General features: G+C 39.2%; 16 protein-coding genes. 8 read left to right on the top strand and 8 right to left on the bottom strand.

Features of this window, described 5'->3' with window-relative positions; genetic code table 11:
• Positions 1-6: 6 nt before the first annotated feature.
• The 5 genes from BTO23_RS00445 to BTO23_RS00425 all read left to right on the top strand — a co-directional run bounded on the left by BTO23_RS00445 (position 7) and on the right by BTO23_RS00425 (position 8,462).
• Positions 7-1,722 carry a glycoside hydrolase family 9 protein gene (locus BTO23_RS00445; protein ID WP_061030650.1) on the top strand — a complete coding sequence of 572 codons (1,716 nt, stop codon included), beginning with the start codon at positions 7-9 and terminating at the stop codon, positions 1,720-1,722.
• A gap of 5 nt (positions 1,723-1,727) precedes the next feature.
• Entirely contained in the window at positions 1,728-2,603 is an 876-nt protein-coding gene (locus BTO23_RS00440; protein ID WP_060994151.1) for a glucosamine kinase nucleotide-binding domain-containing protein, read from the top strand.
• A gap of 20 nt (positions 2,604-2,623) precedes the next feature.
• A complete protein-coding gene (locus BTO23_RS00435; RefSeq protein WP_060994152.1) occupies positions 2,624-4,525 on the top strand; it encodes a beta-N-acetylhexosaminidase in 1,902 nt (633 codons plus the stop codon).
• A gap of 39 nt (positions 4,526-4,564) precedes the next feature.
• A complete protein-coding gene (locus BTO23_RS00430) occupies positions 4,565-6,970 on the top strand; it encodes a glycoside hydrolase family 94 protein (RefSeq protein ID WP_105062787.1) in 2,406 nt (801 codons plus the stop codon).
• 79 nt (positions 6,971-7,049) lie between these two features.
• Entirely contained in the window at positions 7,050-8,462 is a 1,413-nt protein-coding gene (locus tag BTO23_RS00425) for a phosphoglucomutase/phosphomannomutase family protein (protein WP_061005875.1), read from the top strand.
• A 92-nt stretch (positions 8,463-8,554) separates the two neighbouring features.
• Here the strand turns inward: BTO23_RS00425 and BTO23_RS00420 are convergent, their stop codons facing one another.
• From BTO23_RS00420 to BTO23_RS00395, 6 genes are all read right to left on the bottom strand, one after another.
• Positions 8,555-9,595 (bottom strand): ABC transporter ATP-binding protein, encoded by a 1,041-nt coding sequence (locus BTO23_RS00420; RefSeq protein WP_105062786.1) that lies wholly within the window; start codon positions 9,593-9,595, stop codon positions 8,555-8,557.
• Positions 9,595-11,226: an ABC transporter permease gene (locus tag BTO23_RS00415; protein WP_105062785.1), complete on the bottom strand. Its 1,632-nt coding sequence runs from the start codon at positions 11,224-11,226 to the stop codon at positions 9,595-9,597. The genes BTO23_RS00420 and BTO23_RS00415 overlap by 1 nt, the downstream gene beginning before the upstream one ends.
• 67 nt (positions 11,227-11,293) lie before the next feature.
• A complete protein-coding gene (locus BTO23_RS00410) occupies positions 11,294-12,307 on the bottom strand; it encodes a Fe(3+) ABC transporter substrate-binding protein (RefSeq protein WP_061037476.1) in 1,014 nt (337 codons plus the stop codon).
• 172 nt (positions 12,308-12,479) lie between these two features.
• Positions 12,480-13,709 carry an ammonium transporter gene (locus BTO23_RS00405; protein ID WP_060994158.1) on the bottom strand — a complete coding sequence of 410 codons (1,230 nt, stop codon included), beginning with the start codon at positions 13,707-13,709 and terminating at the stop codon, positions 12,480-12,482.
• Between the two features lie 17 nt (positions 13,710-13,726).
• Positions 13,727-14,065: a P-II family nitrogen regulator gene (locus BTO23_RS00400; RefSeq protein ID WP_105062784.1), complete on the bottom strand. Its 339-nt coding sequence runs from the start codon at positions 14,063-14,065 to the stop codon at positions 13,727-13,729.
• 168 nt (positions 14,066-14,233) lie between these two features.
• Entirely contained in the window at positions 14,234-14,602 is a 369-nt protein-coding gene (locus tag BTO23_RS00395) for a YacL family protein (RefSeq protein WP_105062783.1), read from the bottom strand.
• Positions 14,603-14,746: 144 nt separating this feature from the next.
• Between BTO23_RS00395 and BTO23_RS00390 the strand changes: the two genes are divergently transcribed.
• The 3 genes from BTO23_RS00390 (at position 14,747) to BTO23_RS00380 (ending at position 18,437) form a co-directional block, all read left to right on the top strand.
• Complete coding sequence (locus tag BTO23_RS00390) at positions 14,747-15,889, top strand: sugar diacid recognition domain-containing protein (protein ID WP_060994161.1); 1,143 nt, start codon at positions 14,747-14,749, stop codon at positions 15,887-15,889.
• Between the two features lie 130 nt (positions 15,890-16,019).
• Complete coding sequence (locus tag BTO23_RS00385) at positions 16,020-17,285, top strand: GntP family permease (protein ID WP_060994162.1); 1,266 nt, start codon at positions 16,020-16,022, stop codon at positions 17,283-17,285.
• Between the two features lie 12 nt (positions 17,286-17,297).
• Entirely contained in the window at positions 17,298-18,437 is a 1,140-nt protein-coding gene (locus BTO23_RS00380; RefSeq protein ID WP_105062782.1) for a glycerate kinase, read from the top strand.
• Between the two features lie 105 nt (positions 18,438-18,542).
• On the opposite strand, the gene acnB is transcribed toward BTO23_RS00380, so the two are convergent.
• Positions 18,543-21,131, bottom strand: coding sequence for a bifunctional aconitate hydratase 2/2-methylisocitrate dehydratase (gene acnB / locus BTO23_RS00375; protein ID WP_061014202.1), 2,589 nt, complete (start codon positions 21,129-21,131; stop codon positions 18,543-18,545).
• A gap of 221 nt (positions 21,132-21,352) precedes the next feature.
• Complete coding sequence (locus tag BTO23_RS00370) at positions 21,353-23,611, bottom strand: patatin-like phospholipase family protein (RefSeq protein WP_105062781.1); 2,259 nt, start codon at positions 23,609-23,611, stop codon at positions 21,353-21,355.
• Positions 23,612-23,907: the final 296 nt, after the last annotated feature.

Here is a 23,907-nt window from a genome sequence, read left to right as displayed (position 1 = left end):
AAATAGATGCAACTGTTAACAAACCACATTGGTTACGAATTTAATGGCCCTAAGTCAGCCGTATTATTAACTGACACGCCTCTTAATAAAGAGCTATTAGGAAAAATTGTTTGTATTCAAACGCAACAGGTAAAACATCAGTTTTCTATTTCTTCATCACTCCAAGTGGCAAACTGGCATCAAGGGTATTTTTCAGAAATCGATTTTTCTGACTTTACACAACAAGGTGAATTTACTTTAGTCATTGACGAGACAGTTTCTCATCCTTTCACTATCGGTACTGATTTATTAATGACAAACACCTTTTCTGATGTTTTACATTATTTTAAATCTCAACGCTGCAGTGGCATTTTTGACAAGCAAGATAAAAATGCGTCTGTATTAAACAGTGATGAAACCGTCGATGTTCATGGTGGTTGGTACGATGCCTCTGGTGATGTGAGTAAATATTTTAGTCACCTTTCTTACGCTAATTACCTAAACCCTCAGCAAATTCCGATGGTCGTTTGGAATATGCTAAAAGGACTTGAATTAACTCACAACCTATCGGATTTTGCAGCATTCTCACGCACACGCCTTAAGGAAGAGGCATTGTTTGGTGCTGACTTTTTAGTTCGAATGCAAAATCCGGCAGGTTTCTTTTACATGACCGTATTTGATAAGTGGAGTAAAGATATTAATCAACGTGATATCTGCGCTTACGCTACTCAAGAGGGTCTTAAATCTGATGATTACCAAGCGGGCTTCCGCCAAGGTGGAGGCATTGCAATTGCAGCTCTTGCTTCCGCTTCTCGTTTAGATATTGATGGTGAGTTCACTCGTGAAAACTATTTAAATACAGCAACAAAAGGCTATTGGCACTTAAAAGAGCATAACCTTACTTATTTAAATAATGGCGAAGAAAATATTATTGATGAATATTGTGCTCTTCTTGCTGTTATCGAACTATTTAAAGCGACTCAAGATAATGCATTTTTACTTGAAGCTCGTTCATGGGCTGAAAGATTATCAGCTCGTCAGCAAAGTGATGAACAACAAAGCAATTTCTGGTCAGCGACTCAAAATGGCGAACGCCCTTATTTTCACGCAGCAGAGGCAGGGCTTCCAGCCATCGCGCTTTCGCAGTATTTAGAAATCGAATCAGATAATAGTCGCCGTGCGCATGCATTAACAGTTATTACTCAAGCTGTTGAATTTGAATTAACTATCTCTTCAGAAACATTCAATCCATTTGGTTACCCAAGACAGTACGTTAAGCCTGTTAATGACGAAAAACGCAGTGCCTTTTTTGTTGCCCATGACAATGAGTCTGGTTATTGGTGGCAAGGAGAGAATGCTCGCCTAGGTTCTTTGGCAAGTATGAGCTATTTAGTCTTACCTCATATTATTTGTGCTGATATTAAACAGAAATTAGAGATCTTTGCTCAGAACAATTTGAACTGGGTATTAGGATTAAATCCTTATGATATGTGCATGCTAGATGGCCATGGTCATAACAATCCTGATTACCTTCCTCAGCTTGGTTTTTTTAATGCTAAAGGTGGTGTTTGTAATGGCATCACAGGTGGTTTTGACGATGAAGAAGATATCGCTTTCAATCCTGCGCCACACGGTGAGGATATGCTACAAAACTGGCGTTGGGGGGAACAATGGATCCCTCACGGCGCATGGTATTTATTAGCAATTATGACTCAATCATCTTATCAAGCGACACAAGGATAATAATCATGACCTATTTATATGTTGGAATTGATGGTGGTGGTACTTCTTGTCGCGCTCGTATTCGTAATTCACAAGGTGACTTATTAGGAGAAGCGAAAAGCGGCAGTGCAAATATCTTATTAGGTATTGAAGTTGCAATGGATTCAATCATTACTGCGATTACCCAAGCGGCAGCACAAAGTAAATTATCAGAAAATGATTTTGCCACAATGCACGTTGGTCTTGCCCTTGCTGGTGCAGAGCAAAAATCAGCTTGGCATGAGTTTATGCAATTGAAACACCCTTTTGCCTCAATGACATTAAACACAGATGCTTACGGCGCATGTTTAGGTGCTCATAAAGGCAAAAATGGAGCAATCATGATTGCAGGAACTGGCTCTTGTGGTATCTACATCCAAGATGCTCAGCAACATGTTGTTGGTGGTCGAGAATTCCCAATATCTGATCAAGGTGGCGGAGCAATTATGGGCCTCCATTTAATTCAAAATACGCTTTTGGCTTCTGATGGTATAAAACCTATGACAGCTCTAACCGAACATGTATTGGCGCACTTTAATCATGATATCGATAGCATTGTTGATTGGTCTAAAACGGCTCGCCCATGTGATTATGGACAGTTTTCTCCAACTATCTTCGCTCTTGCATTAAAAGGAGATGATCTTGCTATTGAGTTGTTACAACAAACAGCTAGCGATATCGAAATGTTCTTAACTGCTTTAAATAAAAAAGGCGCAACACAAATTGCGTTAATGGGAAGTATTGGCGAACGCATTATTGAATGGTTATCCCCTTCTATTCGCCAGTATTTAGTTCAACCACAATGTGATGCTATTGAAGGTGGCATCATGATGGCAGGAAAAGCAGAACATAACCTGTTCTAGCATTTTATAAGGAAAAGATGATGGATTATCGTGTAGATCTTGTTGTTCTGTCAGAAAAAGACAATCTAAGCCGCTTTGGCTTAACGTTACACAATTTAAGCGATGTGGATCTTCATCATTGGCAATTTCATTTTACGATTGATCGCTTCATAGCTCCGCACAGTAATACACAAGGGACTTTGGAACAAATCGGTAGCTTCTGTAAGCTCATTCCAAATGCTAACCAAATACTAAAAGCCAATAACCATTATTACGTAGAATTCAGTATTGGAACCGCCCCTTTTCGTTTTATTTCTGATGGTCTTGATGATGCTGCTATATTCATTGCCGATAGCGAAAAACCTCAATTTTTGGAGGTTTCAATATCTCCAATAGTATTAGCGTCACCACATACAGCACGAACTCAAATACCAAGAGTCGCTCCTGCTGAATTATCATTAATTCCAAAACCAGAATCAGTTCAACGTCTTGATGGTTTGTTTGATTTAAATGATATTTCACTCGAAATCCAAACTCATCTAGCAGATGGGGCTGCAACTTGGTTAAGTGAAGAGCTTCAATCGATCACATCAAAAAAACATCCTATTAATGCTGATGGCCAAATTATATTTATTGCCAACCCAACGTTAGATAAAGGAGCCTATCAACTTACCGTAGCTGAAAAAGTAATTAAAATTAAGGCAGGGTCAAATGAAGGTTTTACCCACGCTTGTGCCACATTATTGCAGCTAATAAATGAACATACTTTGCAAATCCCATGCACCAAGATTAAAGACCAACCTCGATTTCATTATCGCGGCATGATGCTTGATTGTGCTCGCCATTTTCATCCTCTTGAGCGAGTGAAAAGACTAATAAATCAATTAGCTCAATATAAATTTAATGTTTTCCATTGGCATCTAACTGATGACGAAGGCTGGCGTGTTGAAATTAAAGCGTTTCCAGAATTAACTGACATCGGAGCTTGGCGTGGGCCAGAGGAAATAATTGAACCTCAATATACTCACGTAGCAAAAAAACACGGTGGTTTTTATTCTCAGAAAGAAATAAAAGAAGTCATCGCTTATGCAGAAATGCGCGGTATTACTATTATTCCTGAAATCGATATCCCTGGACACTGCCGTTCAGCAATTAAAGCATTACCTCATTTATTAGTTGATAAAGACGATTACTCAAACTACCGCAGTATTCAACATTACACCGATAATGTTTTATCTCCGGCAATTGAAGGAACATACACCTTTATTGATACTGTATTAGAAGAAATTGCTGATCTATTCCCTGCTCCCTTTATTCATATTGGCGCAGATGAAGTACCAAAAGGCGTTTGGACAGACAGCCCAAAATGCCAAGCATTAATGCAAGAACAAGGCTATACAGACCCAGTAGAGCTACAAGGGCACCTATTACGCCATGCAGAAAATAAATTAAAACAGCTTGGTAAGCAAATGTTGGGCTGGGAAGAAGCACAACATGGAAACAAAGTAAGTAAAGATACCGTTATTTACTCTTGGTTAAGTGAAGAAGCTGCGCTTAATTGTGCAAAACAAGGCTTTGATGTCGTTCTTCAACCAGGACAAACAACGTATTTAGATATGGCTCAAGATTACTCCCCAGAAGAACCTGGTGTTGATTGGGCTAGCGTTCTTCCTCTTGAAGGCGCTTATAATTATGAACCATTAGCAGAACTTGCTGATAACGACCCTATTCGAAAACGAATTCTTGGCATTCAATGCGCGCTTTGGTGTGAAATCATCAATAACCAAGAGCGTATGGACTACATGATTTTCCCACGCCTTTTAGCGATGTCTGAAGGCATGTGGACACAAAAACAACACAGAAACTGGACAGACTTTTTATCAAGGTTAAATGGACGATTACCAACCCTAACACGTCAGGGTATTAATTTCCGTCAACCATAAGTCACCCCAATTATTAGTATTTTAGTTAAGGATAAAACAATGAAATACGGCTTTTTTGATAACGATAACCGTGAATATGTAATCACACGCCCTGACGTACCAGCACCATGGACTAACTATTTGGGTACAGAGAAATTCTGTACGGTTATTTCTCACAATGCTGGCGGTTACTCTTTTTATAACTCTCCTGAGTATAATCGTGTTACTAAATTCCGTCCAAACGGCACATTTGATCGCCCTGGACACTATGTTTACCTTCGTGATGATGAAACAGGCGATTACTGGTCTATCTCATGGCAGCCTGTTGCAAAAAGCTTAGATGAAGCAAGCTATGAAGTTCGTCACGGCCTGTCTTACTCTAAATTCAAATGTGATTACAACGGCATTGAAGCAACTAAAACCTTATTTGTACCAAAAGGTGAAGATGCTGAAGTGTGGGATGTGGTTATTAAGAATACTAGCGATAAGCCTCGTGTTATCTCTGCATTCTCTTTTGTTGAATTCTCATTCAGCCATATCCAATCAGATAACCAAAACCACCAAATGTCATTGTACTCAGCTGGTACGTCTTACAATGAAGGCGTGATCGAATACGATCTTTACTACAACACCAATGATTTTGAAGGTTTCTACTACTTAGCATCTACGTTTAATCCTGACTCATACGACGGTCAACGTGACAGCTTCTTAGGCGCATACCGTGATGAAGCAAATCCAATTGCAGTTGAAAAAGGTCAATGCTCTAACTCAGCACAAACCTGTTACAACCACTGTGGTTCACTTCATAAGCAATTCACCATCCAACCGGGTGAAGAAGTTCGTTTTGCTTACGTACTTGGTCTAGGTAAAGGCAATGGTGAGCGTCTACGTCAAAAATACCAAGATGTAGCTAATGTTGATGCCGCTTTCCAAGAGATTAAAGATCACTGGAGTGAGCGTTGCGATAAATTCCAAGTAAAATCACCAAACGAAGGTTTGGATACAATGATCAACACTTGGACACTGTATCAAGCTGAAACTTGTGTAGTTTGGTCTCGTTTTGCTTCATTCATCGAAGTGGGTGGACGTACAGGTCTTGGTTACCGTGATACGGCTCAAGATGCGATCTCTGTACCTCACGCTAACCCAAAAATGACACGTAAACGTATCGTTGACTTATTACGTGGCCAAGTTAAAGCGGGTTACGGTCTACACCTATTTGATCCAGACTGGTTCGATCCTGAAAAAGCAGATGTTGTTCCGTCAAAATCACCAACAGTGGTCCCTACTCCATCGGATGACGATAAGATCCATGGGATTGAAGATACGTGTTCTGATGACCATTTATGGATCGTTCCAACGATCATTAAATATGTAATGGAAACGGGTGAGCACTCTTTCTTCGACGAAGTGATCCCATACGCTGATGGCGGTGACGCAACAGTTTATGAGCACATGAAAGCGGCGTTAGATTTCTCTGCTGAATACGTTGGCCGTACTGGTATTTGTAAAGGTTTACGTGCTGACTGGAATGACTGTCTAAACCTAGGCGGTGGCGAATCATCAATGGTTTCATTCTTACACTTCTGGGCACTAGAAGAGTTCCTAGATTTAGCAAAATTCCGCAACAATGATACTGATGTAACTAAGTATTCTGAAATGGCAGCTAACGTGCGCGAAGCATGTGAAACTCACCTTTGGGATGAAGAAGGCGGTTGGTATATCCGTGGTCTAACTAAAGATGGCGAAAAAATTGGTACCGCTCAACAAACTGAAGGTAGAGTGCATCTTGAATCAAACACGCTAGCTGTTTTATCCGGCGCGGTATCTCAAGAACGTGGCGAAAAAGCAATGGACGCGGTTGATGAGAACTTATTCTCTGAATACGGCTTACACCTAAACTCACCTTCATTCTCAACACCAAATGATGACATCGGTTTTGTGACTCGTGTTTACCAAGGCGTAAAAGAGAATGGCGCAATCTTCTCTCATCCAAACCCATGGGCTTGGGTAGCTGAAGCAAAATTAGGTCGTGGTGACCGTGCAATGAAATTCTACGATGCACTAAACCCATACAACCAAAATGAGATAATTGAAAAACGCGTAGCTGAACCATACTCATACGTTCAATTCATTATGGGTAAAGACCACCAAGATCACGGCAGAGCAAACCACCCTTGGTTAACTGGTACTTCTGGTTGGGCTTATTTTGCGGTAACTAACTTTATTCTTGGTGTACGCGCTGGTTTTGAAGGCTTAACAATTGACCCTTGTATCCCAACAAATTGGCCAGAGTTCTCAGTGACACGTCAATGGCGTGGAGCGTCTTACAACATTCAAGTTAAGAATCCGAATTCAGTAAGTAAAGGCGTTCAATCCATCACGATTAATGGCGAAGAAGTTAATGGCGCAGTCCCTGTTCAAGCAGAAGGCAGTGTGAACGACGTTATCGTAATCATGGGTTAAGTACGTTTAATTAACGCTTAATTTAAATGATAAAAGTAAGGAGCTTATAGCAAGCTCCTTACTCTAAAAGGAATTTACAATGATTCAATTTGGTACTGGCGGATGGCGCGCTTTTATTGGTGAAGAATTCACTAAAGATAATGTACGCCTTGTCGCTCAAGCGTTATCTAATATTATGATCAATGAGCAAGCACAAGAAAAAGGCTTTGTCATTGGCTATGACCGTCGCTTCCTTTCAGATAAGGCGGGTAAATGGTTTGCGGAAGTCGTCGCGGCAAACGGTATTAAAGTCAGCTTTATTGACCGATTCGTTCCAACACCTATCGTTATGTTCCAAGCAAAAGAGATGGGATGTATTTATTCAGCTTGTATTACCGCCTCTCACAACCCTGCGGATTACAATGGCGTTAAAGTCTTTATTGAAGGCGGACGCGATGCTGATGAAATCATAACTCAAAAAATTGAACAACAAGTTGCTCACCTAACACAGCAAGATGTTAGCAGTGTCGATTTTGAAGAAGCATTAAACGACGGTTGCATTGAAATTATCAATCCAATGAACGCATTCGTTGATTCCATCGTTAACTTTATCGATATGGAAGCCATTAAAAAAGCGAATTTACGTGTACTGATCGATCCTATGTTTGGCGTGGCAAAAAATGCTCTACAAACCGTATTAATCAGTGCTCGTTGTGATGTTGATGTTATCAATGACGGTGAAAACCCTTCGTTTGGTGGTCTAATGCCATCGCCTAACGCAGCAACATTATATCGCTTAAAGCACTTAGTTGCTCATGATGGCTATGATATTGGTATCGGCACTGATGGTGATGCTGACCGTTTAGGTATCATTGATGAGAAAGGCAACTTTATTCATCCAAATGAAGTGCTATTGCTACTTTACTATTACCTACTTGAGTACAAAGGCTGGAAAGGCTCTGTTGTGCGCAATATCGCAACCACTCATTTATTAGATAAAGTTGCCGCGGATCACGGTGAAAAAAGCTTTGAGGTTCCAGTAGGCTTTAAGCACATCAGCTCACAAATGGAAGCGGATGATTCTTTACTTGGTGGCGAAAGCTCGGGTGGCTTAACTATTCGTGGCCACATTAAAGGTAAAGATGGTGTATTTGCTTCAAGTTTGCTTGTTGAAATGATCAGTGTGACAGGTAAAAAACTCTCTGAAATGCTTGATGAAATTTATGCTAAATATGGTTATGCCTATACAGCAGAAGGCGACTGTACTTTTAAATCAAGTGAAAAAGAAGCACTGTACAATAAAATTTATATTGAAAAACAACTACCAGAATTTGAATATGAAATAGAAAAAGTAAGCTATGAAGATGGGGCGAAAGTCTATTTCAAAAATGGTGGGTGGGTTATTGCTCGCTTCTCAGGAACAGAGCCATTGCTAAGAATTTTTGCTGAAATGGAAGACCAACTAACAGCAGAAAAAGTACTGAATCAAATGAAAGCTTTCCTTTCTCTTTAGTTTCCTGCGTATTTTGAATAAAAATACGTCTCTAAAGACTTAACCCAGCTAATACTTGAGTCGATTAGCTGGGTTCTTTTTATCTAAAAATCTTAATTGTTTTCTTGAAGAAATACGATTGGACAATGAGGTTTTATATCTACCCTTACTCTCTCACCATTCGATAAAGAATCATTAGATACACCAATCAATTGCGTCCCATCATCTTCAATTACATATCGGCACGTATCACCCATAAATTGTAATTCTTTAACAATAGCACTGCCTGATGAATCTCTATATAAAGTAATATTTTGTGGACGAAGTAAAACATCTGCTTTCTTATTTGCATCTTCAGAACTACGACCGCAAGAGATCAATCCAACGGCGGTTTCAATATTCCCATCTTGGCCAATCATACCTGATACATAAGATCCACCACCTAAGAAATCAGCAACAAAGCGACTGTTTGGTGAATAATACAAATCATTTGCACTGCCAAATTGCTCTATCACACCATGATTCATTACTGCTAACTTATCAGAAAAAGCAAACGCTTCTTCACGACTATGAGTAACAAAAATAGCAGTCACACCTTGAGCTTTAAAAATACGGCGAATTTCTTTAATTAGATCATGACGAACTTGAGTATCAATATTTGAGAAAGGTTCATCTAATAAAAGAAGGTCTGGCTCGCTAGCTAATGCTCTTGCAATCGCAACACGTTGCTGCTGACCGCCCGATAGTTGATGAGGGTAACGATCACCAAAACCACTTAAGTGCACAAGGTGAAGCATAGATTCAACTTTATCTATTGCTCGCTGCTTTTCCCATTTTTTTAAACCAAACCCGATATTTTCACTTACAGTAAGATGTGGAAACAACGCATAATCTTGAAAAATCATACCTATGTTACGCTGCTCTGGTGGCAACCATGTATTACTGTCGGTAATCACTTTACCATTGAGATTCATCTCACCTTCAGAAAGAGGCAAGAGACCTGCAATCGCTTTTAGAAGAGTGGTTTTTCCGCAGCCACTCGCTCCTAGCAAACAAACAATTTCACCCGATTCAACGTTTAAAGAGAGCTGAGATAAAATATCCTGTTCATGATAGCGACAAGTCAAATTAGAGATAGATAGTGCAGAATTCATTAATGCTGTTGCTCCAAAGAACGGTTAACAATGATCAATGGGATCAAGCCAACTAAAACCAATAATACTGCAGGCATTGCTGCAATTTCTAATTGCTCATCAGAAGCAAAATTAAATACATAAGTTGCAAGGGTTTCAAAGTTAAATGGGCGTAATAATAATGCAGCATTTAACTCTTTCATCGTTTCTATAAACACCAATAAACCAGCGATTAAACACCCACGACGAATTAATGGAAAATGCACGCGACGCAACATAGACCATGTTCCACACCCTAAAGTGCGTGATGCCATGTCTAATGAAGGTGGTATTTTATTTAAGTTACTTTCAATCGACCCAATCGCAACGGCTGAAAAGCGAGTTACCGATGCGAAAATTAACGCAAAGATTGAACCCGAGAAAATTAAGCCAACCATTCCAAAACCTAATTGTTTTGAAATATCATTAACGAGATGATCCAAACCAATCATTGGTAGCATTACCCCAATAGCCAGTACAGTTCCTGGAACGGCATAACCAAGAGATGCCAAACGCATTGGCATTACGCTCCATTTATTGTTTGGCTGTAAACGATGTAAAAAATTCACCACCAAAGCAATAATTACAGCGATAATGGCAGCAATAGAAGATACGTATAAGCTATTTACCGCATACTCTTGAAACTCTGCTGTCCAACTCTCTTCAAAGTAATGAAAAGAATAACTAATTAGCTGTAATAATGGAAAAATAAAAGCAATCGAGACTAGTCCCCAGCACCAAATGAATGCTCCCCATTTTTTCCAACCACAAAGGTCATACTGAAACTCTTCGTTGGTATTGAATTTCTCTTGGAACATTTTTTGTTTACGACGGCTATATCGCTCACCACTGATAAGTAAAAGAATTCCCATCAGCATAAATGCAGAGACTTTAGCTGCCGCATTCAAATTCGAATACCCTAACCACGTATCATAAACTGCTGTTGTTAATGTATTTACTGCAAAATAACTAACGGTACCAAAATCGCCTAATGCTTCCATTGCGACAAGAGAAAGTGCGACAGCAATTGAAGGGCGAGCCAAAGGCAAAGAGATACGCTTAAAACTTTCCCAAGGCGTACATTTCAATAGGCGAGCAGATTGCAACAAACTGATGTTTTGTTCCATAAAGGCCGCACGAGCAAGTAAATATACGTAAGGATAGAGCACCAAAGACATCACAAGAATAGCACCGGTTAAGGTACGAATATCAGGGAACCAATAATCCCCGTACGATTGCCACCCGGTAATATCTCGAAGTAATACTTGGATAGGTCCAGCAAAATCTAACCAATCGGTGTAGATATAACCTACAATATAAGCAGGCATTGCTAAAGGAAGCACCAACGCCCACTGCAAAATAGAAGAGGAAGGTACGCGACACATGGCCATAAACCATGCAGAGGGTACACCTAAGATTAAGGAAAAGAACATCGCACCAAATACTAATAGAACCGTATTTAACGTGTAGGTAGGCAAAACGGTATTAAACAGATGAGTAAAAATATCATCGGTATTACCTAGTGCGGTATATAGGATCGCTAAGATCGGCAAAACCAGCAATAGAGATAAACTCCAACTACTGGTTTTCCAGAATAATAATTTTTCTTTCATTGCCTAAACTGCAAGGCTCTTTTTGAAATGGTGAGGTATTGTTACCTCACCAATAATAAATATCAAATTAAAGATCAAACTTAACTTCATCTAGAAGCTTGATTGCTTTAGTATGGTTATCAGCAATTGCATCTAAAGATAAAGTATCGGCTTTAAACTCGCCCCAAGATGCAACTAGTTCTGAGCGTTTAACACCAGGTTTCACTGGGTATTCATAGTTCACTTCCGCATACATACCTTGTGCTACATCACCCGTTAAGAATTCCATTAGTTTTAATGCATTATCTTTATTTGGTGCGTATTTAGCCATTGCCATACCACTGATGTTTACGTGCGTACCATCTGTGTTTTGGTTAGGGAAGTTAATGTATACAGATTCAGCCCATGATACTTGCTTAGGATCATTGACCATCTTACCCAGGTAATAGCTATTACCTAAAGCTACATCACAAAGACCTTCTTTAATTGCTTTAACTTGTGCGCGGTCGTTACCTTGAGGTTTACGTGCTAGGTTTGCTTTTACGCCTTCTAACCATGTTTTTGCTTCTGCTTCACCGTGATGAGCAATCATAGAAGAAACTAGAGATACATTGTAAGGATGCTTACCGCTACGTGTACAAATTTTACCTTTCCATTCAGGATTAGCTAAATCTGCATAATCAAAATCAGCACCTAACCTTCCAACACGATCACGAGATGAATATACGTTACGAGCGCGTAGAGTTAATGCGAACCACTCATCATCCGAATCACGGTATTGAGCAGGAACGTTAGCATCAATTGTTTTACTATCTACTGGCTGAACCAGATTTTTATTTGTTAATTCAGCTAGACGGCTAATATCTGTAGTTAATACTACATCCGCAGGACTTAACTCACCTTCTTGAGCGAGCTTTTCAGCTAAGCCTTTTTTAGCAAATTTCACGTTAACTTTAATACCAGTTTCTTTGGTAAACTCTTTAAACATTGGTTCAACCAAGAAAGGTTGGCGGTAAGAGTAAACGTTAACTTCTTCTGCAGCCATAACACTTGGTGCAAACATACCTGCGATTAGTGCAGAAACTGATAATAGCTTTTTCATGATATTCCTTTAAAATCTCTAGTTACAAATGGTAATAAGAATACTTATCAATATCGCTATTATACAAATCAATTTAAAAATGACAATGATCTCAACCATTTTTTTATAGAGAAAAGCCTCAATACCGAGGCATTAAGGCTTTAAATTTGTAACAAATTATTTACGTGCTATTTTATTTAACACTAACAAACTCTGGATAAGCATCAATACCACAGTCATGCACATCCATTCCTTCTAGTTCTTCATCTTCTGTAACTCGAATACCCATTGTTGCCTTAAGTATTGCCCAAACGACAAGACTTGCACCAAACACCCATGCAAAGATAACGACAGCACCAAACAGCTGAGCACCAAAAGTAGCATCCGCATTATTGATAGGAACTACCATTAAACCGAATAATCCGCATACACCGTGTACTGAAATCGCACCGACAGGATCATCAATTTTAATTTTATCAAAAGCAATAATACTAAAGACAACCAGCCCACCAGCAACGGCACCAATACTTACAGCCGCTAAAGGCGATGGGGATAGAGGATCCGCTGTAATCGCAACAAGTCCAGCCAATGCACCATTAAGAACCATGGTTAAATCAGCTTTTCCCCACGTTGTTTTGCAAACAAATAGAGCAGTAATAGCTCCCGCAGCTGCAGCCGCATTGGTATTCAAAAATATTTGACCTACCGCAGTTGCATTCTCAAAATCTGAAATCATTAATTGAGAACCACCGTTAAATCCGAACCAACCAAACCATAAAATAAAGGTGCCTAATGTTGCTAAAGGCATATTAGAGCCAGGGATTGGGTAAATTTGACCTTTTTTGCCATACTTCCCTTTACGAGCACCAAGTAATAGTACACCTGCTAATGCTGCTGAAGCACCTGCCATATGAACAATACCAGAACCTGCAAAGTCACTGAATCCAGCTTCAGATAAGAAACCACCACCCCATGTCCAATACCCTTCCATTGGGTAAATAAAGGCAGTTAAAATCGCAGAGAATACAAGAAAAGACCAAAGCTTCATTCGTTCAGCAACTGCACCAGATACGACTGACATTGCGGTAGCAACGAAAACGACTTGGAAAAAAAAGTCAGACTCTAATGAATGATCTGCCCCTTCCGATTGCGTTCCTATCAAAGCACCAATAGAAGGAATAAAGCCACCAGCACTATTATCAACGTACATAATGTTATAACCAACCACTAAATAAGTTGTACAAGCAATAGCATACAAACATAAGTTTTTAGTTAAAATCTCAGTGGTATTTTTTGAGCGAACTAAGCCTGCCTCTAACATCGCAAAACCTGCTGCCATCCACATTACCAAGGCACCTGACATTAAGAAAAAAAAGGTATCTAGGGCATAACGAAGTTCTGATACGGTTGTTGAAAGTTCCATAATATTGTCCTCTATCCTTAAAGTGCTTCAGTGTCTGTTTCACCAGTACGAATACGTACCGCTTGCTGAAGGTCATAAACAAAAACCTTACCGTCACCAATTTTTCCGGTATGAGCCGCCTTCGTTATCGCTTCAATAATGTTATCAACATGCTCTGCTTGAACTGCAATTTCTAATTTTACTTTTGGCAGGAAATCGACTTGATACTCTGCGCCTCGATACAATTCGGTATGACCTTTTTGACGACCAAATCCTTTGACTTCCGATACCGTCATTCCATCAACTCCCGCATCCGCGAGCGCTTCACGTACATCATCTAATTTAAATGGTTTTATAATGGCGTTAATTATTTTCATGCTTCAATCCTTGAATTATTTGTAACTTATAATCAACAATCCAATTCGTGTGCCAACTTTTAAAAACAATAACAATCAATAAGTTAACTTATTATTTTTTTCTAAAACAAAAAAGGCTGCACTAAATAAGTGCAGCCTTTCCCGAATAATGAGCAATTATAATACGAATTAAAAACGTCGGATAAATACTTCCCAACTTTGGAGCATAGTTTCAAAATCCTCTAGCCCACATACTGATATGCATTCATCGTCATACATATGGATATCTTCTTCAAATTCTTCTTCTGAATTTTCAAAAAGCGCATTTTCTTGCACGATAACTTCTTGATCGGTCAAGATAAGCGTCATTACCTGACCTGAGCGTTTCCACTCATCTTGTGTGTTTTTTACTGCTGCAATTTGTTCGTATAACTCAGCTAATAATTCAATGTCTTTTGCTACATCTTCTATAAGCCAACGCCCCATTGCTTCATGACCCATAGAGAAGTTTGCATGGTAAGTGCCATCGAGTGTATTTTTTTTAAATTCGTAATCCATCGGATATCCTAACGATTAACTGGTATTAGCTCACACGTTTTTAATCAAAGACAATGTCGAGCTATTTTCCTTAAGTATAATCCCATCGCTACTATTTTTATAGCAAACCACCTAACTCACAGACCGATAAATAGAGACAATATAATGCAGTTAACAACGGTAATCGCGAAACAGATTGTTGAACGCTCAATGAAAATCATTAAACATTCAGTTAATGTGATGGATGAATATGGTGTAATTATTGGCTCTGGCGATCTTTCTCGTCTTAATTGTCGTCATGAAGGTGCAATTTTAGCGATTAATGAAAATAGAATTGTGGAAATAGATCATGCGACAGCCCAACAATTACGAGGTGTAAAAGCAGGGATCAATCTTCCCATTATTTTTCAGAATAACGTAATTGGTGTCGTTGGTATTTCAGGAAAACCAGTTGATATTCAGCAATACGGTGAGTTAGTAAAAATGACTGCAGAGTTGATTATTGAACAAGCAGCTCTAATGACAGAAATACAGTGGAGTAAACGACACAAAGAAGAATTAGTACTGCAACTTATCCAACCCTCAGATCTCAATACTCAGCAATTGTATTCGATTGCAGAACGATTAGAACTCGATCTTAATCAACCTCGAATTGCGACCATCATTAAAGTCGATTCATTTAATGGTGAAAACCTGTCCCTTACCCATCTACAAAAACTGGTTCACTTACTTGAATATCCTGAACGAGATAATCTAGTTGCTATCAGTTCTGTGACTTTAAATGAAGTTGTCGTTTTAAAACCAATCACATTAACAGATACAGGATGGAACCGAAGCCACGAAGAAAAACGTATTCGCCAGCTTTTCCAGAGGATATCTCATGATGAAAAGTTCACGATAAAAATAGCTCTCGGTGATTACTTTCCTAATTTAGAAGGGTTATCTCAGTCTTATATGACAGCAAAAGCGACCATGAATACTGCAAACTCTAAAAGCCGAATTCTGTTTTATCAAGATAACGTACTACCTGTTCTTATTGATGGCTTACGTAGTGATACTTGGCGTTCACAACAATTAGCGCTCCCACTGAAAAAAATATTGTTAGCAGATACAAAGGGCAGCTTACTAAAAACATTACGCACCTTTTTTATTCATAATTGTGATTCAGCTCAAACATGCAAAATACTTCATATTCATCGAAATACTCTTCGTTATCGATTAGAAAGAATAGAAAAAGAAACAGGCTTAAATATCAACAAGATAAATGACATCACTTATTTATATTTAGCTATATTAACCAATAAATAATACGAAAGTATTTGTGCAAATGCACAATATATGAATTATCTAATCAATCAATTTTGTTCATGCGTCTAAAGCTTATTTTCTAGGTTACAGATAGATTACTGCCATCTTAATTATTAAATGGAACATTAATATGATCGAAGTATCTACTTTAGGCGCAATTGCTGCGCTGATCGTGGCAATTACACTCATTTTGAAAAAAGTACCGCCCGCGTATGGCATGATCATAGGTGCTTTAGTTGGTGGTATTGTTGGCGGCGTATCACTAACAGATACCGTTAACTTAATGATCGGCGGCGCTCAAGGTATTGTTACTGCTGTACTCCGTATTCTCGCCGCAGGTGTTCTTGCTGGTGTATTAATCGAATCTGGTGCTGCAACATCGATTGCTGAAACCATTGTAAAAAAAGTCGGAGAAACTCGTGCTTTGCTTGCTTTAGCTGTGGCGACAATGATCTTAACAGCTGTAGGCGTTTTTGTTGATGTTGCTGTTATTACTGTTGCTCCTATTGCTCTCGCAATTGCTCGTCGTGCAGACCTTTCAAAAATGGCAATCCTATTAGCGATGGTTGGAGGCGGTAAAGCTGGTAACGTAATGTCACCAAATCCAAACGCTATTGCAGCTGCTGACGCATTTAATGTTCCCCTAACTTCAGTAATGGCTGCCGGTATTATTCCTGGTTTATTCGGCTTAGTTTTCGCCTACTTCATCGCTAAAAAATTAATTAATAAAGGCAGTAAAGTTCAAGAGCATGAAGTGGTATCAGTTGACCATTCTCGCCTGCCAAGTTTCATAGCTTCAATTATCGCCCCTCTTGTTGCTATCAGCCTTCTTGCTTTACGCCCTATCGCAGGAATTAATGTTGACCCTTTAATTGCCCTTCCGCTTGGTGGCTTACTTGGTGCTGTAGCAATGGGCCGATTTAAAGACACTAACCATTTTGCTGTATCAGGTCTATCTCGAATGGCTCCCGTTGCAGTAATGCTGCTAGGTACGGGTACGCTCGCTGGTATCATTGCAAATTCAGGTCTCAAATCAGGATTGATTGAAGTATTAACCGCATCAGGTCTTCCTTCTTATTTATTAGCGCCAATTTCTGGTGCCATGATGTCATTAGCAACAGCATCAACTACCGCAGGTACTGCCGTCGCTGCAAGTGTGTTTAGCCATACTATTCTAGAGCTTGGCGTGCCTGCTCTTGCTGGTGCCGCAATGATTCATGCTGGTGCAACAGTATTTGATCACATGCCACACGGCAGTTTCTTCCATGCGACAGGGGGTGCTGTTCATATGGATATGAAAGAACGTTTAAAACTAATCCCTTATGAATCAGCTGTCGGTCTAATGATCGCGACCGTCTCTACTCTTATTTTTGGCGTCTTTGGTTTATTTGTTTAATAAGGCTTTATTATGAAAATTGTTATTGCTCCCGATTCATACAAAGAAAGTTTAACCGCAATGGAAGTTGCTACCGCAATTGAAGCTGGATTTAAACAAGTGCTACCGAATGCTAAATACATAAAATTACCAATGGCTGATGGAGGTGAGGGAACGGTTCAATCTTTAATTGATGCTACTGGCGGATCAATTATTGAATGCCAAGTAACGGCACCTCTTGGGAATACTGTCACTGGCTTTTATGGCTTATTAGGAGATGGTAAAACCGCTATTGTTGAAATGGCAGCTGCTTCTGGTCTTCACCTTGTTGCACCTGAGTATCGTAACCCATTACATACGACAACTTATGGTACGGGTGAATTAATTAAAGCCGCTTTAGATAAAGGTGTTAAACACATTATCGTAGGTATTGGCGGTAGTGCGACCAATGATGGTGGCATAGGTATGGCTCAAGCACTTGGTATTAAACTATTAGACCAAGAAGGTAATGATCTTACTTTTGGTGGTGGATCATTAGCAGATTTAGCCACTATCGATATAAGCAATAGAGATCCTAGATTAGATAATACCCTATTAGAGGTTGCTTGTGATGTCGACAACCCACTCTGTGGCCCTAAAGGTGCATCTTATGTATTTGGGCCACAAAAAGGCGCGACTCTAGAAATTGTTAAGCAACTTGATAGCAATCTGAGTCATTACGCTGACGTAATTAAAAAACAATTAAACAAAGACATTAAAGAGATAGCAGGTGCAGGTGCAGCTGGCGGTCTTGGTGCTGCACTGCTTGGGTTATTTGATGCTAATCTTCGCCCTGGTATCGAAATCGTAATGGATGCTGTTAATTTAAGTGATGTGCTATCTAATGCAGATTTAGTGATTACAGGTGAAGGTCGTATCGATAGTCAAACCATTCACGGTAAAACTCCAATTGGAGTAGCAAGAACTGCTAAAAAATATAATTTACCTGTTATTGGTATTGCTGGTTGTTTATCTGACGATTGCGCTGTTGTTCACGATTACGGTATTGACGCGGTATTTAGTGTCGTTCCTCGTTCTGTATCATTAGAGATTGCACTGAAAGAAGCAGCAATAAATGTTGAAAATACAGCAAGAAACGTAGCCGCTATTTACTCTATAAATGTTAAAAAATAATGTAACGCGTTTTTAATAAAAACAATTTAGATACGGTATTAATATCAAATAATACACAACAAAAAAGCAGCCTATTTGGCTGCTTTTTTTAATCATAAACAAAGATTAAGCGGGTTCTTGAAAAATAACAGTATCTGCTTTATCTGTGTATTGCCCCATTTTATGGAAGTTCAAGTAACGGTATGTATCCGCTGCCGTTGCATCAATTTTTTGAGCATATTCTAAGTATTCAGCCTGCGTTGGAATTCGACCTAGAATCGCGCCAACCGCTGAAAGCTCAGCAGAAGCAAGGTAAACATTGGCACCATTACCTAAACGGTTTGGAAAGTTACGAGTTGAGGTCGACATTACTGTCGCTTTATCAGCAACACGAGCTTGGTTCCCCATACATAGTGAACAACCCGGAGTTTCAATACGAACCCCTGCGCGACCGAAGATGCCGTAGTAGCCTTCTTCTGTCAGTTGGTCTTTATCCATCTTCGTTGGTGGAGCAACCCATAAGCGAGTATTTAAAGAGCCATTAAACTCTTCAAGCATCTTACCTGCTGCACGGAAGTGACCGATGTTCGTCATACAAGAACCAATGAATACTTCATTAATTTCTGTACCTTGAACTTCTGAAAGTAAACGAGCATCATCGGGATCATTTGGAGCACAAAGAATTGGTTCTTTAATATCCGCAAGATCTATTTCGATCACATGTGCATATTCCGCGTCTTTATCTGCTTCCATCAATTCAGGATTAGCTAACCACTCTTCCATTGAAGTAACACGACGCTCAAGAGTACGACGATCGCCATAACCTTCAGAAATCATCCACTTCAACATAACAATATTCGAATTTAAATATTCTTCAATTGACTCTTGAGAAAGCTTAACAGTACAACCAGCGGCTGAACGTTCAGCAGATGCGTCTGATAATTCAAATGCTTGTTCTACAGATAAGTGCTCAACACCTTCAATCTCTAGTACACGACCAGAGAATTCATTAACCTTACCCGCTTTAGCTACTGTTAATAGGCCTTGCTGAATACCGTAATAAGGGATGGCATGAACAAGGTCACGTAATGTAATACCCGGTTGCATTTCACCTTTAAAACGAACCAAGATTGATTCAGGCATGTCCAGAGGCATAACACCCGTCGCAGCAGCAAATGCTACAAGGCCAGAACCAGCAGGGAAAGAGATACCAAGAGGGAAACGTGTATGTGAATCACCACCAGTACCAACGGTATCAGGTAGAAGCATACGGTTTAGCCACGAGTGAATTACACCATCACCAGGACGAAGTGAAACACCCGCACGATTCATAATAAAATCAGGCAGTGTATGGTGAGTATTAACATCAACAGGTTTTGGATAAGCCGATGTATGACAGAATGATTGCATAACAAGATCAGCAGAAAAACCTAAACAAGCGAGATCTTTTAGCTCATCACGTGTCATAGGACCAGTGGTATCTTGAGAGCCCACAGTTGTCATCTTAGGTTCACAATACTGACCAGCGCGAACACCTTCAGTTCCACAAGCTTTACCTACCATCTTCTGAGCTAAAGTGTAGCCTTTATCTGAAGCTGATGGGTCAACTGGTTTAGCAAATAAATCGGTATCTTCAAGACCAAGAGAAGTACGAGCACGGCTTGTTAAACCACGGCCAATGATAAGTGGAATACGGCCACCAGCGCGAACTTCATCAAGCAATACTTTACCAAGATCAAAGTTAGAGATCTCTACACCACCTTTACGAACAACACCTTCATAAGGGAAGATATCAATGACATCACCCATATTCATGTCTTGAACATTCAATTCAATCGGCAGTGCACCTGAGTCTTCCATTGTGTTGTAGAAAATTGGAGCTATCTTACCACCTAAACAAACTCCACCAGTACGTTTGTTCGGTACATAAGGAATATCATCGCCCATAAACCAAAGAACTGAATTTGTTGCTGACTTACGTGAAGAGCCCGTACCAACAACATCACCAACATAAGCCAGTGGGATGCCATCTTTTTGCATCTCTTCAATTTGATTAATTGGGCCAACGCTACCTTGCTCATCTGGTGTAATTCCGTCACGTTCCATCTTCAGCATCGCTTTTGCATGAACTGGAATATCTGGGCGTGACCAAGCATCTGGTGCTGGAGATAGGTCGTCGGTGTTTGTTTCACCAGTGACTTTAAATACTTTAACAGTGATTTTTTCCGCTACTTTTTCTTTTGCGGTAAACCATTCAGCATCAGCCCAAGATTGAAGTACTTGCTGTGCTGATTCATTACCTGATTTTACTTTTTCTTCTACATCGTAGAAAGAATCAAACATTAATAATGTATGAGATAGTGCTTTTACTGCGATAGGGGCAAGCTCTTCGTCATCAAGTAAATTGACGAGCGAATCAATATTATAACCACCTTGCATCGTACCTAATAATTGAGCAGCTTTTTCACGACTAACCAGAGGAGACGATACCTCGCCTTTTGTGATTGCAGTTAAGAAACCAGCTTTAACATAAGCGGCTTCGTCAACACCAGGGGGAATGCGATTTTCTAGTAAATCAAGAATAACTTCTTCTTCACCTTGTGGCGGATTTTTTACTAGTTCAACTAATGCTGCTACTTGTTCAGCATTTAATGGTCTTGGGACCACACCTTCAGAAGCACGTTCTGCGACGTGTTTACGATAAGCTTCAAGCACGACTTAATTCCTCACTTTCTGGTCTACTCTTAATGAGTAAACATCCTTGGAAACGATTCAGTTTATATCCTTTAACTTTTTAATTCTGTTATAAATCTCAATAAAACAAGAGAATATGTATCGGTATAGACTAAAAATGTGGCGAGATGATAGCAAATTTAACTTAAAATTAAAATCTCACCACATCAAACAACATACGACTTATGGCGCACTTTTAAACATTATAATGTTGCTCCAATGCTTAAATATACTGATTCATGATTTTGTTCTGTTCTACCATAAGCTAAAATAATAGGCCCTAATGGTGAATCTATCCCTGCAAAAATAGAGCCTGCTGTATACATAGGCGCATCACTAAAGTGCTCATCGTTCCACACACTTCCTTGCTCAAGAGAGGTTCCTAAGTATATAGGTGACTGAAATAGCCCAAAATCATTATCCATTAAGCGATAACGATAAACTAAGCTTGCAAATGCCAGGTTTTCGCCAGATAAACTGTCTTTTGATATCCCTGATAAATGAAGAAAACCACCTAATGATTTAGGCTCCAGAGGGATCCCTCCACTTTTATTTTCGACAACTCCGTACTCTCCATGTACGACTAAAGTATGACGCTTTATCGTATAAGCAAATCTGCCATTAACGGTTAACTCAACAACTGAATCATCAATCATATCACTGCTACTAATTTCCCCTAATGTATCTTCGCTATATAGATACTCAGAAAATAAATAAAAACCTTTAGTCGGGAAAGTAAAGTTATCTAGTGTATCTAAACGATATTGTACAAATATTCCTTGTCTTTCATAATTGCTATTATAATCGGGTAAAATATTTAAAACTAAATCACCAGTTGTATATCTTGCGCCAACTCTAAAATCACTCCACAGCGCCGGTTGTATTCCTAAAGATGCCTCAAATTCAAGCTCACTGTATTCCGTAGGTAGATAATTATCTATATTATCAAGGGTTGGAGTTGGCCTAAATTGAGTTTGAGTAACGCTATAAGTTCCTTTTAGAGAAGAAAACAATAATTGATTACTAAGAAAAGGGGTATATAACTCGGCTTGCATCAACTTATCTGTACCTAGCTCAAAATTCGTTCTTAACTCAGAACTATTTTCAGATAAGCCTATGATATTAATATCTGTAAAGTTAATCGAAAAACCAAGTGAGTATTTACTTTCATTGTAAAAGTCATCCTCTAATGCAAATCGAAAATCTAAATAATTGGGTCCCCAACTTTTTTCATTTACATCGACAACTAATTCCGTCTCTCCATCACTGGTTGTCTGATAAAAATAATCAATTCGTTCAAATCTATCAATCGTATATAACGCTCTGACTTTAGCCTCTAATTGATCTGAAGTATAAATTTCGCCTTCATCTATTTGAAGGTACTCCAATAACATACGTTCACTGTATGAACTATTATTATTCAGTGTTATATGATCTATTTTAAGATTATTACCACGTTTTAGCTTACTGGTTTTTTTCTCTTTTTCATTTAAGTACGCTTGGTATTCGGAGGCTGATAATACTAGCTTATCTAATTTTAGGTGTTGCTCATAAGCAATATCATAGCCTTTCCCGTAAGCAAAAGGCATTTTATCAAATTCTGCAGTGTCCATTTTCCCCACATTTGGTGCAAGAAAAATATCATTATTATTCAATAGAGCTTCTTGCTGTTTAGTACTATTCTTTACTATGTAGTTTGTTAGCTGCCCCATTACAGATAAATAGCTTGATATATCTTCTGCTTCTAAGTAATCAGAACCAATATCTACAGCAATGATGATATCTGCCCCCATGTCCCTAGCTACATCTACAGGCATATTATTTACACTGCCACCATCGACGAGTAAACGACCTTCATATTCAACTGGAGGTAAAGCTCCAGGCACTGACATACTCGCCATCATTGCCTCTGCCAAATTCCCTTTATCTAAGATAACAGGTTCCAACTTTTCAATGTCTGTGGCCACCGCTCTAAAAGGAATAGGAAGATCATCAAAAGATTGTAAATAAGAAACATTACCTGAGGTTGTTCGGAGGATTTTAGCCATATTTTGACCTTGAACAAACCCTTTTGGTGCTTTTAGTTCTGTAAATGAAAAACCAATATCAGTTCCAATTTGATAACGGTCTTCATATTCTTTATCTCTTATTTCTCTTTCACTTCGTTCAACTTTATCAACAAAGCCACTATTCCAATTTACCGTACCAATAAATTCTGCAATTTCATCAGCGCTCATCCCTGAAGCATACAGCCCACCAACATAAGCCCCCATACTAGTACCAGTAATATAATCAATAGGGATATGCATCTCTTCTAATGCCTTTAGTACACCAATATGAGCAGCACCTTTTGCTCCGCCACCAGCAAGCACAAGACCAATTTTGGGACGAGCTTGTTCTGCAAAAACTAAAGGTGAAACAAAAAGACATAAAGCAGGAAGTAAGAGTGATTTAAAACGCATGATGTCATCCTTGAAATAGCAATACTAAAAGAATACAGGATGAAAGAGGGATGAGAAAGCTTAACTAATGTCATTTAACCGTGTTTATACCGTTAAATGTATTTATAACAGATGTAAAAAAGCCCTAATCTTTCAATTAGGGCTTTCTTGGTATAGTGGCTACGTTAACGGGACTTTCTATTAACCTTGAAAGCGACACGTCCCCCGGCGTGACTGGCCGCTAAGCTCTCCAATAAAAAGCCTAACCAACTGAACGACCACTCCGCAGTGTCTATTCTGTATCATTTTACTTTTAG

Origin of the sequence: Aliivibrio sifiae (assembly GCF_002954715.1) — a bacterium.
GTDB classification, from domain to species: domain Bacteria; phylum Pseudomonadota; class Gammaproteobacteria; order Enterobacterales; family Vibrionaceae; genus Aliivibrio; species Aliivibrio sifiae.
This window is presented reverse-complemented; position numbering and strand designations above follow the sequence as displayed.